The 15862-nt window shown below is 48.5% G+C and carries 15 protein-coding genes; 6 read left to right on the forward strand and 9 right to left on the reverse strand.

Going from position 1 to position 15862, the window contains the following annotated elements:
- The first annotated feature begins 4 nt into the window (after nucleotides 1-4).
- Nucleotides 5-1519: a glycerol kinase GlpK gene (gene glpK / locus AUMI_RS02965; protein WP_096381151.1), complete on the forward strand. Its 1515-nt coding sequence runs from the start codon at nucleotides 5-7 to the stop codon at nucleotides 1517-1519.
- Here the strand turns inward: glpK and trpD are convergent.
- On the reverse strand, nucleotides 1516-2568 hold the full coding sequence (trpD, locus tag AUMI_RS02970) for an anthranilate phosphoribosyltransferase (RefSeq protein ID WP_096381153.1): 1053 nt from the start codon (nucleotides 2566-2568) through the stop codon (nucleotides 1516-1518). The genes glpK and trpD overlap by 4 nt on opposite strands.
- Before the next feature lie 92 nt (nucleotides 2569-2660).
- Between trpD and ctaE the strand changes: the two genes are divergently transcribed.
- The 4 genes from ctaE to qcrB are packed head-to-tail and all read left to right on the forward strand — an operon-like array spanning nucleotide 2661 to nucleotide 6798.
- Nucleotides 2661-3275 carry an aa3-type cytochrome oxidase subunit III gene (gene ctaE / locus AUMI_RS02975; protein WP_231951811.1) on the forward strand — a complete coding sequence of 205 codons (615 nt, stop codon included), beginning with the start codon at nucleotides 2661-2663 and terminating at the stop codon, nucleotides 3273-3275.
- Nucleotides 3276-3296: 21 nt separating this feature from the next.
- The gene (gene qcrC / locus AUMI_RS02980) at nucleotides 3297-4097 is read left to right on the forward strand and encodes a cytochrome bc1 complex diheme cytochrome c subunit (protein WP_096381157.1); all 801 of its coding nucleotides are present in this window, start codon (nucleotides 3297-3299) and stop codon (nucleotides 4095-4097) included.
- 38 nt (nucleotides 4098-4135) lie between these two features.
- The gene (gene qcrA / locus AUMI_RS02985) at nucleotides 4136-5200 is read left to right on the forward strand and encodes a cytochrome bc1 complex Rieske iron-sulfur subunit (protein ID WP_096381160.1); all 1065 of its coding nucleotides are present in this window, start codon (nucleotides 4136-4138) and stop codon (nucleotides 5198-5200) included.
- Nucleotides 5197-6798: a cytochrome bc1 complex cytochrome b subunit gene (qcrB, locus tag AUMI_RS02990; protein WP_096381162.1), complete on the forward strand. Its 1602-nt coding sequence runs from the start codon at nucleotides 5197-5199 to the stop codon at nucleotides 6796-6798. Before qcrA ends, qcrB begins: the two co-directional genes overlap by 4 nt.
- A gap of 611 nt (nucleotides 6799-7409) precedes the next feature.
- On the opposite strand, the gene AUMI_RS02995 is transcribed toward qcrB, so the two are convergent.
- The 5 genes from AUMI_RS02995 to AUMI_RS03015 all read right to left on the reverse strand — a co-directional run bounded on the left by AUMI_RS02995 (nucleotide 7410) and on the right by AUMI_RS03015 (nucleotide 12406).
- On the reverse strand, nucleotides 7410-7829 hold the full coding sequence (locus tag AUMI_RS02995) for a cytochrome c oxidase subunit 4 (RefSeq protein WP_096381164.1): 420 nt from the start codon (nucleotides 7827-7829) through the stop codon (nucleotides 7410-7412).
- A gap of 7 nt (nucleotides 7830-7836) precedes the next feature.
- Nucleotides 7837-9549 (reverse strand): aa3-type cytochrome oxidase subunit I, encoded by a 1713-nt coding sequence (ctaD, locus tag AUMI_RS03000; protein WP_096381166.1) that lies wholly within the window; start codon nucleotides 9547-9549, stop codon nucleotides 7837-7839.
- A gap of 9 nt (nucleotides 9550-9558) precedes the next feature.
- Nucleotides 9559-10449: an aa3-type cytochrome oxidase subunit II gene (gene ctaC / locus AUMI_RS03005; protein ID WP_172418242.1), complete on the reverse strand. Its 891-nt coding sequence runs from the start codon at nucleotides 10447-10449 to the stop codon at nucleotides 9559-9561.
- A gap of 136 nt (nucleotides 10450-10585) precedes the next feature.
- Nucleotides 10586-10942, reverse strand: a complete 357-nt coding sequence (locus AUMI_RS03010) for a HesB/IscA family protein (RefSeq protein WP_096381169.1) — start codon at nucleotides 10940-10942, stop codon at nucleotides 10586-10588.
- An 81-nt stretch (nucleotides 10943-11023) separates the two neighbouring features.
- On the reverse strand, nucleotides 11024-12406 hold the full coding sequence (locus tag AUMI_RS03015) for a dipeptidase (RefSeq protein ID WP_096381171.1): 1383 nt from the start codon (nucleotides 12404-12406) through the stop codon (nucleotides 11024-11026).
- A gap of 42 nt (nucleotides 12407-12448) precedes the next feature.
- Between AUMI_RS03015 and AUMI_RS03020 the strand changes: the two genes are divergently transcribed.
- The gene (locus AUMI_RS03020; RefSeq protein WP_096381173.1) at nucleotides 12449-13006 is read left to right on the forward strand and encodes a DUF3043 domain-containing protein; all 558 of its coding nucleotides are present in this window, start codon (nucleotides 12449-12451) and stop codon (nucleotides 13004-13006) included.
- Here AUMI_RS03020 and AUMI_RS03025 read toward each other — a convergent pair.
- The 3 genes from AUMI_RS03025 to hisD are packed head-to-tail and all read right to left on the reverse strand — an operon-like array spanning nucleotide 13003 to nucleotide 15855.
- Nucleotides 13003-14070, reverse strand: coding sequence for a quinone-dependent dihydroorotate dehydrogenase (locus AUMI_RS03025; protein ID WP_231951812.1), 1068 nt, complete (start codon nucleotides 14068-14070; stop codon nucleotides 13003-13005). The genes AUMI_RS03020 and AUMI_RS03025 overlap by 4 nt on opposite strands.
- On the reverse strand, nucleotides 14067-14534 hold the full coding sequence (gene nrdR, locus AUMI_RS03030; protein WP_096381175.1) for a transcriptional regulator NrdR: 468 nt from the start codon (nucleotides 14532-14534) through the stop codon (nucleotides 14067-14069). The genes AUMI_RS03025 and nrdR overlap by 4 nt, the downstream gene beginning before the upstream one ends.
- A gap of 4 nt (nucleotides 14535-14538) precedes the next feature.
- A complete protein-coding gene (hisD, locus tag AUMI_RS03035) occupies nucleotides 14539-15855 on the reverse strand; it encodes a histidinol dehydrogenase (RefSeq protein WP_096381177.1) in 1317 nt (438 codons plus the stop codon).
- Nucleotides 15856-15862: the final 7 nt, after the last annotated feature.

Below are 15862 nucleotides of genomic sequence, written 5' to 3' on the forward strand. Positions count from 1 at the left end.
AGCCATGAGTGACTCTTATGTTCTTGCCATCGACAACGGAACGACCAGTACACGAGCAATAGTTTTCGATCGCATGGGTAATAAATGCGGCACTGGACAGTTAGAGACGACTCAAATCTTTCCTCACAGTGGATGGGTGGAGCACGACCCCCAGGAAATTTGGGCAAATACAAAAAAGGTCATTGAGCTTGCTGTCGAAGATGCAGGGGTAAAACCGGTGCAGATCCGCGCGATTGGTATTACAAACCAGCGTGAAACAACAGTTATTTGGGATAAAGAAACTGGCCTCCCGCTCTACAACGCGATTGTCTGGCAAGACACGAGAACTCAACAATTAGTTGATCGTCTAGCCGCAAATGCTGATGGTTCTTTTGATTTCAATAAGCTCAAAGAAAAAACGGGATTGCCTCTAGCTTCCTATTTCTCTGCCACGAAAATTATGTGGATTTTTGAGAATGTTCCTCATGCTCGTAAATTAGCGGCGCAAAACAAGCTCGCGTTTGGCACTATCGATTCTTGGTTGCTCTGGAATCTCACCGGCGTCCATGCAACTGATGTAACTAATGCTTCTCGGACACTTTTGATGAATCTTCACACACTTAAATGGGATGCGGAATTACTGAGATTCTTTGATATTCCTCAAGAAATACTGCCGGAGATTAAATCTTCTTCTGAAATATATGGGATTTCACAAGAGGTTCTTCCTGGTGTGCCAGTATCAGGAATTCTTGGAGATCAGCAAGCAGCCACTTTTGGCCAAGCAGCGTTTTCCTCTGGAGAAGCTAAGAACACTTACGGAACTGGTAATTTTCTGATTTTTAACACCGGGCACGACATTGTGCATTCACGTAATGGTCTTCTCACAACTGTTGCTTATAAGTTGGGAGAACAACCTGCCAATTACGCTTTAGAGGGCTCAATAGCGGTAACCGGGTCTCTGATTCAATGGTTGCGTGACAACCTCGGCATAATCTCGAGTGCAAGTGAAATCGAGGAATTGGCTTCAAGCGTTGAAGACAACGGGGGCGCATATTTTGTTCCCGCGTTTAGTGGTTTATTCGCCCCACACTGGAGACCTGACGCGCGAGGAGTCATCGTCGGTCTCACCCGCTATGTCAACAAAGCACATATTGCACGTGCAGCTTTGGAAGCAGTTGCATTCCAGACTCGAGAAGTTCTTGATGCTACAAATGCAGATACAGGTCTTCCACTCAAAGAAGTACGGGTTGATGGTGGGATGATTGCCAACAATTTGTTAATGCAGTTCCAAGCAGACATTCTGGGTGTTCCCGTCGTGAGACCGGTCATTGCAGAAACAACAGCACTCGGAGCAGCCTATGCTGCTGGTTTAGCAGTTGGTTATTGGCAGAGCACTGATGAACTTCGATCCCTGTGGCAAGAACAATCTAGGTGGGAACCTAGATTCTCCGAGGAGGAGAGATCCCGTCGTCTGCGTGTGTGGAACAAAGCAGTAGAGAAGAGTCTGAACTGGGTAGATATTGACTCTCCGCAAAATTAAATCTGTGTTGCCTGAACCCAGTCTTTGAGTTTGGACGTGGCAGCACCAGAATCAATTGCTTGTGAAGCAAGCTCTATTTTTTCGTGCAGTCTTTCCGCGATGGGTCTTAGGACTTGTGATGAATCTTGGGCAAGCTCATAGGAAACTAAACCAGCTGCCGCGTTGAGCAACACAATATCTCTCACTGGCCCTGTTTCTCCGGCAAGGGTGTTCTTGAGCACCTGTGCGTTGTAACTGGGTTCACCACCTCGAATGTCCTCTAGTCGGGCGCGTGGGATACCTAAATCAGATGGGTCGAGGTCGTGCTCAACAATTTGACCTCGTGATATTTCCCAGATGTGACTGTGACCAGTGGTCGTCAACTCATCGAGACCATCATCACCACGGAAGACAAGAGCTGTTGCATCACGTGTGCGAAATACTCCAGTGATCAGGGGAACCCTATCCAAATGGGCAACTCCTACAGCAGATGCTTCCGGACGTGCGGGGTTACACAAGGGGCCAAGGATATTGAAAATTGTAGGTACACCAAGATCACGTCGCGCTTCTGCTACGTGCCGGAAACCTGGATGGAAAGCTGCCGCGTACGCAAAAGTGATTCCTACTTTGTCTAGTACCTGAGCCACTTGGGTATTGGTCAGACCAAGATTAATTCCGAGTTCAGAGAGAACATCTGAGGAACCAGAGGCACTACTTGCTGCACGGTTTCCATGCTTAACGACTGGAACACCTGCTGCAGAACACACAATGGCTGCTGTACTCGAGATGTTAACTGTGTTGTGACGGTCTCCGCCCGTACCAACGATATCTAGTGCCATTGCAGGCACGGGTAGTTCGAGGGCATTAGAGAGGACAGCGTCGCGGAATCCAACTAGCTCGTGTACCGCTTCACCTTTGGAGCGCAATGCAATCAAAAATCCAGCAATTTGGGCATTCGTTGCATTTCCAGTAATTATTTGGTTCATTGACCATTCCGCTTCAGAAATGGTCAAATCAGTGTCTTCAAGAAGTGAAGTGAGGATTTGTGGCCACGAGTAGTTTTCGCTCATAGGTAACAGGCTACTTGTACAGCGTGGCGGTCGTCGATTGCGCCCACGCCACTTGTCATTTCCGCCATAATAGAAAGGTGACAGCAGCCACTATGAACTCAGCATCCATTACTCCAACTGTGAGTCGACCCAACCCTGTTGCGGTCGGAACTATCGTCTGGCTTGGCAGCGAAGTTATGTTCTTCGCAGGCTTGTTTGCGATTTACTTCACACTGCGTACTGCAGCCCCAGAACAGTGGGCAGCAGGGTCAGAAGTTCTCAATTTTCCCTACTCACTCACCAACACCATCATCCTGGTTCTTTCATCAGTAACCGCTCAATTTGGTGTTTTTGCTGCTGAACGCATGCAACCCCGTTCGACTGGATGGAAACTTTCGCAATGGGGAATGGTTGAGTGGTTCTTCCTCACATATGTTCTTGGAGCGATATTCGTCACTGGCCAGGTCTATGAATATGCTGTGCTCGTGAGCGAAGGAATTACGCTCAACGGAAATGCTTACGGAACCGCGTTCTATCTCACCACTGGTTTCCATGGTCTGCACGTGACCGGTGGATTGATTGCATTCTTGTTGGTCATTGGTCGTGCCTTTGCCGTCAAGAACTTCGGTCACAAAGAGGCAACCAGTGCAATCGTTGTCTCGTACTACTGGCACTTTGTGGACGTTGTCTGGATCGGCCTGTTCCTCGTCATCTACGTACTCAAATAAATAACGGACGGTAAATAGTTCATGTTTAAGAAGAAGACTGCACAAACAGCTCGTCAAGGACGCCGTGGCCCTCTTGCCTCTGTTGCCTTGATTCTGATTGGCCTTGTCGCAACTGGAGGTGCTTATGCTGCCTTCAGCACCGGCACAGCCAACGCAAACACTGACTTAAGCTCACCCGCTGTTATCGAAGAGGGACAAAAGCTTTTTGCAGCTAACTGTGCAACGTGCCACGGCAAGCAAGCACAAGGTACTGAAAATGGACCGACTCTGATTGGTGTCGGCTCCGCATCTGTCGACTTCCAGGTTGGTACTGGCCGCATGCCAATGCAGATGTCTGGTCCCCAGGCAGAGCAAAAGCCAGTTCAATTTACCGATGAGCAAACCAAAGCACTCGCAGCATATGTAGCGTCATTGGCTCCCGGCCCTGCAATTCCAAGCCAGTCGATGCTTGAAGGAGGCGACGTTGCCAACGGTGGTGAGCTCTTTCGCATCAACTGTGCAATGTGCCACAACGTCGCTGGAGCTAGCGGTGCTCTTACTGAAGGTAAATATGCCCCTGAACTCAAGGGTGTAGCTGCAGTTCACGTATATGAAGCAATGTTGACTGGTCCCCAGAACATGCCCGTTTTCAATGACCTGAATCTCACCCCCGAAGAGAAGAAGGACATCATCTCTTACCTGACCTACATCCAAGAAAACCCATCAGCTGGAGGTCTTGAACTTGGAAGTCTTGGTCCAGTATCAGAAGGTCTCTTCCTCTGGGTCTTCGGTCTCGGTGCAATCGTTGCGCTGACTGTCTGGGTTACTGCTAAGTCGAACTAAGACTTCACCAAAGTTTAGAAAGAATCTAAAGGAGAAACATGGCTAAGAACGAGAACGGCAAAGCCGACATCGTTCCTGCAGACAATGCAGAAGTAACCGGGACTGGTGTAGTTGCACCCGACGCATTCACCAACCCAGGTCTTCCCCCACACCGCCCACGCATAACAGACCTTGATCCCAAGGCAGCCAAGCGAGCCGAACGTGTTGTCTACGGACTCTTCTACTTCTCTATTGCAGCAAGTGTGTTTGCTGTATGGGCGTACATGTTTGTTCCCATCGAACCTGAAAACGTTCATTCAGTTCGAATGAACACGCTCTACCTCGGCCTCGGAATTGCATTCTCACTCCTTGCTATCGGTATCGCTGCCGTTCACTGGGGTAAGGCATTAATGGCCGACAAAGAAGCCATTGATCACCGACACCCAGTGCGCGGCACGGAGGAAACACGAGCTCGTGCGGTAGAAATTTTCCGTGAGTCTGATGAAGAATCTGGTTTCAGCCGCAGAACTCTCATTCGCAATGGTCTCATCGGTGCGTTGATTGCATTCCCGCTTCCAGCAATTGCTTTGTTCCGCGGTCTAGCTCCAATGGATGTTGACCCAAATAATGAACTGAAGCACACCATGTGGAAAAAGGGTCTTCGACTGACTCGTGACCCTCAAGGAACACCGATTAAGGCATCTGACCTCACCATTGGCTCAGCATTCCAGGTAATCCCCGAAGGCCTTGTTGATCTTCCAGAACACGAAATGCTCAACGCAAAGGCTAAAGCTGCTGTTCTTCTTGTTCGTTTGAAGAAGGAAGACCTGAACTGGACGAGTAAAGAACGTGAATCGTGGTCTTACGACGGAATCGTTGCATATTCAAAGATTTGTACGCACGTTGGTTGTCCAGTTGCTCTCTATGAACAACAAACACACCACCTACTGTGCCCTTGTCACCAGTCACAGTTCGACATTGCCAACGAATGTGCCGTGATTTTTGGCCCCGCAGCCCGCCCTCTCCCCCAGCTTCCTATCACTGTGGATGACGAAGGCTACCTTATTGCACGTAGTGACTTTACTGAACCTGTTGGACCTAGCTTCTGGGAGCGCGCTAAATGAGTAATGTAACGGCACCTGCACAAAGTGGCGTTGTAGGAAAGTTCTCCAACTACCTTGACGAGCGCACTAGTATTTCTGGCGCCGTAAAGGAATTCGGTCGCAAAGTTTTCCCCGACCACTGGTCCTTCCTGCTCGGTGAAGTCGCTCTGTACAGCTTCGTCATCATCTTGCTTTCTGGAAGCTTCTTAACCTTCTTTTTCCAAGCGTCCATGACTCCAGTTCACTATGAGGGTTCCTATGTACCCCTCAAGGGAATTGAAATGTCAGCGGCTATGGCGTCAACACTAGATATCTCTTTTGATATCCGCGGTGGATTGCTTATGCGCCAAGTCCACCACTGGGCGGCTCTTCTTTTCGTAGCAAGTATCGGTTTGCACATGTTGCGCGTGTTCTTCACTGGTGCTTTCCGCAAGCCACGCGAACTGAACTGGTCTATTGGATTCGTTCTGTTTGTGCTCGCTATGGCAGAGGGATTTACTGGATATTCACTTCCCGATGATCTGCTCTCTGGAAACGGTCTCCGTATTATCGACGGAATGATCCTCGGTTTGCCTGTAGTGGGTACCTGGATCACATTCCTCCTCTTCGGTGGCGAATTCCCCGGTGACGACATTGTTGGTCGTCTCTACTCTTTGCACATCCTCCTGTTGCCTGCTTTCGTGCTGATTTTCATCGTGCTTCACCTGATGTTCGTCATCATTCACAAGCACACTCAGTATCCTGGCCCAGGTAAGACCGAAGAGAATGTTGTTGGCTTCCCCATCCTTCCTGTTTACGCAGCGAAGGCAGGCGGATTCTTCTTCCTGGTATTCGGTGTTGTCATGCTCATGGCTGCAACCGTAACAATCAACCCAATTTGGAACTATGGACCATATGACCCCTCCCCTGTTTCTGCAGGTACTCAGCCGGACTGGTACATCGGTTTTGCCGATGGTGCTCTGCGTCTGATCCCACCCCACCTAGAAACATACTGGTTCGGTTACACATGGTCCTGGAACATCATCATTCCGGTACTAATTCTGGTTGTGTTCCTTGCTGCTGCATTCGCTTACCCCTTCGTTGAGGCTTGGGTAACGGGTGACAAGCGCGAGCACCACCTACTCGATCGTCCTCGAAACGCTCCCGTACGTACCGCTATCGGTGCTGCTGGTGTGACCTTCTACGCAGTTCTATGGGCAGCAGCGTCCTCCGACATCATTGCTACTCACTTCAAGGTGACTATGGAGGGTGTCATTAACACACTCCAAATTCTCCTGATCGTTGGCCCAATTATTGCGTTTGTCGTAACAAAGCGAATTGCTCTGGCACTACAGAAGAAGGATCGTGAGATTCTGCTTCACGGTTATGAGACTGGTCGCATTGTTCGTCTTCCAGGCGGAGAATTCATTGAAGTTCACCAACAGTTGGACGCTTATGACCGTTGGCAGCTTGTCTCCTATAACGACAACGCACCCATTATGTTGCGACCTAACCCACAGGGAAAGATTACAACAGGTATGCGACTGCGAGCATCGCTCTCACGCTTCTTCTTTGAGGACCGTATTGCTCCTGTAACACAGGAAGAGTACAAGCTAGCTCTCGAGCACGCACACCACTAAATTCACACGAAAGAGAACCCCTCTCCGGAGGGGTTCTCTTTTTATGCTCATTTTCGAGACAAAATGTGTCACACGCGTATCGATAAGGGCTGTCTAGCGAACATTCATACGTTTCAAGACAGAAATGAATACCGCTGAACGATCAAAAGAGAAATTTCAACGAGTTGAAGTTTGTTTTCTGATTCTTTACTCAACAGTTAGTCAGCAACCACTGGGGGGGGTATTCAGGGCAGCTGTGTAGCTCTGTAGCTCTGTAGCTCTGTAGCTCTGTAGCTCTGTAGCTCTGTAGCTCTGTAGCTCTGTAGCTCTGTAGCTCTGTAGCTCTGTAGCTCTGTAGCTCTGTAGCTCTGTAGCGTCACAATAACCTCCGGTAGGCACATAAAAGAGTAATTCGTTATGAAATTGTCCACAGAAAAATCTCAGGGTCTAAATCGCATCTGTTCAGAGCTCATAGTCTTCTGGGGGAATCGTGATTATGCTGTACAGATCACGCAGGTATTCAGTACTCAATGGATTGATCTGGATTCATCTGTAGTGCGGTTCTTCACGATACTTGTGCACAAACAAAAAGGCCCCAGAAATAGATCTGGGGCCCGTAAATTTGTTGTGAGTTAGTGACCGAAGTTTCCTCGGTAGTACTCGTATGTCCAACCTGTCACTGCAATCAATACAAATGGAATAGCTAAGAAAATAATCCAGAAGCCGACAGCGAGACCGAGGAATACAAGTCCAATGGCTGCACCAAGGATGAGTGGCCACCAGCTCCACGGACTGAAGTGTCCCAGATCAGGATCTGCATCATCAATGTCTGCATTAGGAGTGTCTTCAGGTAGCAGGATTCCGCCTTGTGAGCGGTTCACCATGTTGAGGAAGAACGCTACGAAACCTGCGAGAACAGCCGAAAGAAGCAGACCTATGGATCCCGTAGCTTCAAATTCCTGACCAGCTAGATGGTTCCAGATGATGTAAACGATTCCTGAAAGTAGGAAGTATGCCCCCAAAACGAGGAGCATGACGACATTGCTTTTCATATTTAGGTTATGCCTTTCCAGCTAGAGCAGGAGCGCTGGTGTAACCGCTAGGTGCAAGTTCTGGGTGATTGAGATCGAACGCAGGAGACTCGCTACGGATACGTGGAATAGAAGTGAAGTTGTGACGTGGGGGTGGGCAAGAAGTAGCCCACTCCAGAGAGCGGCCGTAACCCCAAGGGTCGTTGACCGTCACCTTAGCTCCATAACGAGCGGTGAGGTAGACATTGAGAACCCACGGAAGAAGAGATACAGCCATCAAGAAAGCGCCAACTGTGGAGAGCTGGTTCATCCAGGTGAAACCATCTTCTGGCAAATAAGTGGCGTAACGACGTGGCATACCGATGACACCTAGCCAGTGCTGAACGAGGAATGTCATGTGGAAGCTGATGAAGAACAGCCAGAAGTGCCACATTCCGAGGCGTTCGTTGAGCATCTTTCCGGTCCACTTTGGCCACCAGAAGTAGAAGGCACCAAATAGAGCGAAGATCAAAGCGCCAACAATGACGTAGTGGAAGTGAGCGACGACGAAGTAGGAATCAGACATGTGGAAGTCGAGCACTGGCGAAGCCAGGATGATTCCGGTAAGACCACCAAATACGAAATTGAATACGAAAGCTAATGCAAACATCATTGGTGTTTCGAATGTGACAGATCCACGGAAGATGGTTCCAATCCAGTTGAAAATCTTCACACCTGTGGGTACCGCAATAAGCATGGTCAGCAGAGCGAAGAATGGAAGTAGAACCGAACCGGTGACATACATGTGGTGAGCCCAGACAGTCATGGACAGAGCACCAATAGCAATGGTTGCGTATACCAAAGTCTTGTAACCGAAGATGGGCTTGCGGCTAAAGACTGGAATTATTTCCGAGACAACACCAAAGAATGGCAGCGCGAGGATGTAAACCTCAGGGTGACCAAAGAACCAGAACATGTGTTGCCAGAGAATTGCCCCGCCGGTTGCCGCATCGAATACGTGTGCGTCAAAGATTCTGTCAGCAGCTAAACCAAAGAGAGCTACAGCGAGAATTGGGAATACCAGGAGAACAAGGATCGATGTAATCAGAATGTTCCACGAGAAGATCGACATGCGGAACATGGTCATGCCGGGTGCGCGCATGGTGATGATGGTTGTGATGAAGTTCACAGCACCAAGAATGGTTCCGAAACCACCCATTGCGAGACCGAGTACCCACATGTTGGAGCCAATACCTGGTGAGAAGGTGGTGTCGGACAATGGCGCATAGGCAAACCAACCGAAGCTCGCAGCACCTTGAGGAGTCAAGAATCCACCTACGGTGATAAGCGCACCGAAAAAGTAGAGCCAGAACGAGAGCATGTTCAGACGTGGGAAAGCAACGTCAGGAGCTCCAATTTGAAGCGGAAGAATTGCGTTTGCTAGACCAGCGAACAATGGAGTGGCCACTAACAGAAGCATGATTGTTCCGTGCATGGTGAACATCTGGTTGTACTGCTCTTTAGTCTGCAGAACATTGAGACCAGGTGCAAATAGTTGTGCACGAATAATCAGTGCCATCACACCTGCAAGCAGGAAGTACAAAATCGAGGTGATGTTGTACATGTGACCAATGATTTTGTGGTCAGTGGAGGTAAGCCACTTAACGACGATGTTTCCCTTTTTGACAGGACGAGTCACTCCTACTGTCTGAGGCTTCTCAGTAGTAGTAACGACGGGCGTTGGAGTCAGAGTTGAGCTCATCACAGTTCCTTACTTCGACTCTGTAGCGGATGCAACAACATTCGCTTGGTTTGTAACACGGTCATATTCGTTGCCAAGCTGGCCCTCGAAGCCCTGTTCGCGGAGGCTTTCAATATAAGCATCGTATTCTGCCTGAGAGACAACCTTTACCTGGAAGAGCATCTGTGAGTGGAATTCTCCACACAGTTCAGCACACTTTCCAGCGTAAGTACCTTCACGCTGAGGAATGATGGACATGTAGTTGGTCTTACCCGGAATCATGTCCTTTTTGTATAAGAAGTCAATTACCCAGAACGAGTGAATAACGTCACGGGCATTGAGTTGAATTTCAACAGTTTTACCAACAGGTAAGTAAAGGGTTGGTAATGATTCAGGAAGAATCGCCCCTTGAGGAGCATCTGGAGAAAGATCAGGCTGGACCTGGATGCCAGAGTAGTAAACATCTTCGTTGGTGTAGTTGAAGTCCCAGGCCCATTGCTTACCAAAAGCCTGAATAGTGACTTCAGGGTTATCAAATCGCTTTTCGATAATTGCTTCATCACGAGCTGTGAATGCGAAGAAACCCAGGATAAGGATGAGTGGCACGACTGTGAAGAAAACTTCGATCGGCATGTTGTAACGCAGCTGTACTGGGAGCCCAGTGTCAGTCTTGCGACGGCGGTAAACAACCATCGACCAAAGCATTAAGCCCCAAGCAATGAAACCAACTGCGAAGAGAACAATCCAGCTGTTTACCCAGAAATCGGTGATGAGTTTTGTGTGATTGGTTACTGGCTCTGCACCAGAAACGAAACCAGGCATGTAGCCTGCGAGTTCTTGATCTGTACACGCCGTCATGGCAAGTACCAGCGTTGCTGCTAACGGAATGGCAGCCCATCGGATTCGACGTGTAGAACGCACTTTTGGCCTTTCACAAACACTTTTCAAAGTTCGAATCACACAGAAACGAACATGTTCAACTCTACCCTCAGTAGAGAGGTTGTTTGTGTAACAAACGGCCTAATTTTCGCTCTGGTGAAGCAAAAATGAAAGTTCTTTAGTGGAATGAATCCCCACATGCACAGCTACCCTCAGCATTAGGGTTGTCAATGGTAAATCCTTGCTTTTGGATGGTGTCTTCGAAGTCGATAGTGGCACCATCTAGATAGGGAACGCTCATTTTGTCGACAGCGACCTCTACTCCCCCAAAATCAACGACTGCGTCGCCCTCGAGCGAGCGTTCATCAAAGTAAAGCTGGTAAATCAAACCGGAACAACCACCGGGCTGAACGGCAATCCGAAGACGGAGATCATCTCGCCCTTCTTGTGCAAGAAGAGTTTTAACCTTTTCAGCAGCAGCATCGGTCAAACCAACACCGTGTGCACGAGATTGCGTGGTTGTCGTTTCATTCATTTCCGCTCCTTGGAAGGTGATTCTTCGCTTGTTTAGATTCTATTCTGACAACGTGCTGGGGTGCTGAAGTATTCCTGTGCATTAAGTCGATTGCTGATTACACCGAAGCAAAAAAAGTGACTGAGCAGTAATTGCCTTTTGGAATGAGCTGAGGTCCAACGATTCATTGGGACTGTGAGCGCAGGAATCAGGATCTTCCACACCTGTCACGAGTACCTGGGCGCCTGGGAAAACATCAACAAAACTTGAAATAAATGGAATTGAACCGCCGACGCCCATCTCAACGCATTCTGTACCAAACGCCTCAGAAAGACATTTCTCCATAGATTTCGCAGCCCAACCTTGAATATCTGTAACAAATCCTTCCCCGGTACTGACATCGGTTATGGAATAAACAGCCTTCGACTTCAAAAACGCTTCTGCGTAGCCAGAAAACGCTTGTAATGCATCCTGTGCACGTTGCCCAGGAGCGACGCGAAGACTGATGCGGGCCGAAATTTCTGGGACAAGAGTGTTTGAAGCATTTTCGATGGAGGGGAAATCAACACCAGTAACAGTTATAGAGGGTTGCGTCCAAAGCCTGGACAGAATGTCACCACTTCCAATCAGATCTACTTCAGGAAGCACACCACTTTCTTCTCGAATTCGCTTCTCAGAATATGACAGATCCGTAGTTAAAGTTTTGTCTAGACCTGGAATATCGACAGAACCAGACTTGTCATAGAAGCTAGAAACAAGTTGGCTAAATACAGTAAATGAATCGGGAACCACTCCCCCAAACATTCCAGAATGAAGCGCATGGTCGAGTGTTCTGAGACTGAGTTTGAACGTCACGTTTCCGCGCAAAGTTGTTGTCAGTGCAGGGGTCGAAGTGTCCCAATTTCCCGAGTCTGCAACAAGGATGACATCTGATTCAAGCTTGGCTCGGTAGAGCGAAAGAAAGTTATCAAACGAAGGTGATCCATATTCTTCTTCGCCCTCAATGAAAAGAACAACACCAAGATTCGGAGTGTTTTCCAGTTCTTTCAAGATTCGAATAGACGTCAAGTGAACAAGAATTCCAGCTTTGTCATCAGCACATCCTCGACCGAATAAACGCCCGTCTCGTTGCGTCGCTACAAAAGGTGGTGTTTCCCACAATGAAATATCACCAGGGGGCTGAACGTCATGGTGGGCATATAAAAGGATTGTGGGATATCCAGTCGAAGCTTCTCTTCTGGCAACAACCGCTGGTTGTCCAAGATCTTGTGTCTCACCGATAGAAGCCTTCAGAAGCTCAACAGAGTCAAAAAAATCAAGTTCGTCCACTAGAGAAACAATTTTCTCGGCGCTGCGCTCTACTTCAATTTGGTCAAAGGCAGGCCATGAGACTGAGGGAATTGCCACCAGTTCTGTCAAAGTATCGATTACTTGAGGGAAATGAGACGAAACTTTGAGCTCAACGTCAGGAAGTGAATCGGTCATGCCGGTAATCTTATGTTCGAACGTATCGATTGAAGGAATACCGTGGCGAAAAAGTCTGAAGAGGCCCCTGAAACTACTTCACAAGAAGTTGTAGGAAAAGGACATCCAACCCCTAGCCGTAAAGAGCGTGAAGCAGCCAACAAGCGCCCTTTGGTCCCTGACGACCGCAAAGAAGCTCGTCGACTAGAACGCGCACGCATGAACGAAGAACGTAACCGTGCTCGCATCGGTTTAGCTTCTGGAGATGAACGATACCTTCCACTACGCGACCGCGGACCTCAGAAGAAATATGCCCGTGACTATGTAGATGCTCGCTACAACGTCGGTGAATTAATGGTTCCTTTCATGTTCTTGGTCATCATCATGACCTTTATTCCGAGCTTGCCGGTCCAAGAAAGTTCATTCTTGGTGCTGTGGTCCTTCTTCTTTATTGCGCTTACTGATGTCATGATTTTGAGTATTCGTCTGCGCAAGAAGATGACTGAAAAGTTCGGCTCCATTGATAAGGGTGTTCGTTGGTATGCCGGCATGCGAAGCTTGCAAATGCGCCCTTTGCGCTTACCCAAGCCACAAGTTGGACGACGTCAGTTCCCCAGCTAAAGCTGTTCTTTGCGCATTTTGCGCAGACGTCTGTTTATAGACAAAGCCCATGCAGGGCCGTTGTAGATAAATCCCGAGTATCCCTGTACAAGGGTTGCACCAGCATCGAGACGTTCCTGAATTTGTTGTGCAGTTTCAATACCCCCGACCGAAATCACACACATTTCGGCAGGAACAACGTCACGAAGCTCTTTGAGTACCTCAAGGGATCTGTCATGAAGCGGTGCACCAGATAACCCTCCTGCACCGATTGCGTCCACTTTCTCTCGAGGAGTTAGCAAACCACTACGGCTGATGGTGGTGTTCGTCGCAATAATTCCATCTAGTTTGAGCGTGGTGACTAATTGAGCGATTTCACGGATTTCTTCAGAACTCAGATCAGGAGCAATCTTCACTAACAACGGAGTATTTCCTGAGGCTTCCTTCACAGCCGTCAATAACGGTGACAACGAAGAAATTTCTTGTAAACCCCTCAAACCTGGAGTGTTGGGGGAACTCACGTTGACAACGAGATAGTCAGCAAGCGGAGCAAGAAGGCGTGTACTGGTCAGGTAATCATCTATCGCATTCTCAACATCCACGATGCGTGATTTACCAATGTTCACTCCGATAACGGGGCGGTGTTTGAGTTTACGAAGTTTGTTGAGCCGTGGAACTGCCGCTGCTGCACCATGATTATTGAATCCCATCCGATTGATCAGGGCCCTATCAGGAATCAGACGGAATAGTCGAGGTTTCGGGTTGCCTGGCTGTGCGTGTGCTGTCAGAGTTCCGACTTCTACGTGACCAAATCCCAGCGCATAAAGGCCAGACACCATGTTGACATCCTTGTCAAAACCTGCAGCCATGCCGAAAGGCGAATCAAAGTTCAGGCCTAAAGCTTGGACATGGAGTTCTGGAGCAGGCCGGGTAAATGCATGTTTTACGTGGCGAATTCCGGGAAGTCCAGTAATCCGAATGACTAACGCGCCGAGATGATGAGCCTTTTCAGCATCAAGATGTTTGAAAAACGAATGAAAAATGAAATTGTAGAAACCGTGGCTACCGTTGTGCGTCGTCATCATTCGGAGGCAGGACCATTCGCTCGTTCTGCACGCAATGTTTGTACAGCGGCCTCAAAATCTTCTAGAGATTCAAAAGCTTGATAAACGCTCGCAAAACGCAGGTATGCAACTTCATCTAATTCACGAAGAGACGGCAAGATCGCTAAACCGATTTCATTTGCCTCAATTTGTGAAGCGCCAGTGGCACGGATTGTTTCTTCAACTTTCTGAGCCAAGACAGCTAAATCAGCATCTGTAACCGGACGACCTTGACACGCTTTACGGACTCCGAGAACGACTTTTTCGCGCGAGAAAGCTTCAACAACACCTGATCGTTTGATAACTGAGAGTGATGCGGTTTCAAGGGTCGAGAATCTGCCGTTGCATTCAGGACACTGTCTACGACGTCTAATCGACAAACCATCATCGCTTGTTCGAGAATCAATCACTCGAGAATCAGAATGACGGCAAAATGGGCAATACATTCGGCTAATTGTCCTCTTGTTGGAAACGAATATCTACAGCATCACCGTGAGCCGGTAAGTCCTCATCATCGGAGAGTGATCTGATGCCTTCGGCTACTGACGACAAGGCGTCCTTGGTATATTCCACAATTTGCTGAGGTCTCAAAAATGTATACGCTCCAAGGCCTGATGAAAAGAGAGCCTGTCCAGCCGTGGGCAAAACGTGATTAGACCCCGCTGAATAATCCCCCAGACTCACCGGAGTGAAATCACCAACAAAAATAGCTCCTGCATTATTGATCGAAGTAACAAGCTGATGTGCATTAGAGGTATGAATTGCTAAATGTTCTGGACCATATGCATTACTGAAATCAACAGCAATATCGAGGTCATCGACAATGACAAGCGCTGATTGATTGCCATTGAGTGAGGTCTCCACACGTTCTGCATGTTTTGTTAACGGCGCCTGCCGAGAAATTTCCTGCGCAGTTGCAGCAGCGAAAACTTCAGAATCTGTCACCAGGACTGCAGATGCCATTTCATCATGTTCTGCTTGGGAAATAAGATCAGCTGCAACGAAAGCGGGATTGGCAGAAGAGTCTGCGATGATCAATATTTCCGTTGGTCCAGCTTCAGAATCGATACCAACAGTTCCCCGGACCAAGCGTTTTGCGGCGGCAACATAAATATTTCCTGGACCGGTGACGACATTAACAGGTGTCAGTCCCAAATCTGGAACGCCAAATGCGAACGCTCCAACAGCTCCTGCACCGCCCATCGCATAAACCTCAGAAATTCCGAGGAGGCCAGCAGCAGCCAAGATGGTCGGATGAACTCTTCCGTCATATTGCGCTTGGGGCGGTGAGGCTAATGCGATAGAGGTCACGCCTGCTACCTGGGCAGGAACTACATTCATGATCACGCTGGATGGATAAACTGCCTTGCCGCCAGGTACGTATAAACCGACCCGTTCAACTGGTTGCCAGCGTTGAATGATGGTCGCACCGGGAGCAATCACTGTGGAAGTTTGAGAAGGAACCTGAGCTTGAGATCCGAGCCGAACGCGAGAAATAGTTTCTTCGAGTGAAGAGCGAAGTTGTGAGCTGAGTTCAGCAACAGCTTGGTCAATATGCTCTTGAGGGACACGAATATTGTGGCCTGAGACACCATCTAAATTGAACGCTTGCTCCTGTAATGCGAGAACGCCACGTTCACAAACGTCTGAGATTAACTCAGCAGCGATGCTTGAAGCGGTCTGAACATCAAGTGAATTACGTGGAATTAAGGCAAGTAATTCTTCTCGATTAGGTCGTGTTCCGCGAAGGTCTATAGTTCGAATCATGGCCAGT

Source organism: Aurantimicrobium minutum, from assembly GCF_002355535.1.
In the GTDB taxonomy this organism is placed as follows: domain Bacteria; phylum Actinomycetota; class Actinomycetes; order Actinomycetales; family Microbacteriaceae; genus Aurantimicrobium; species Aurantimicrobium minutum.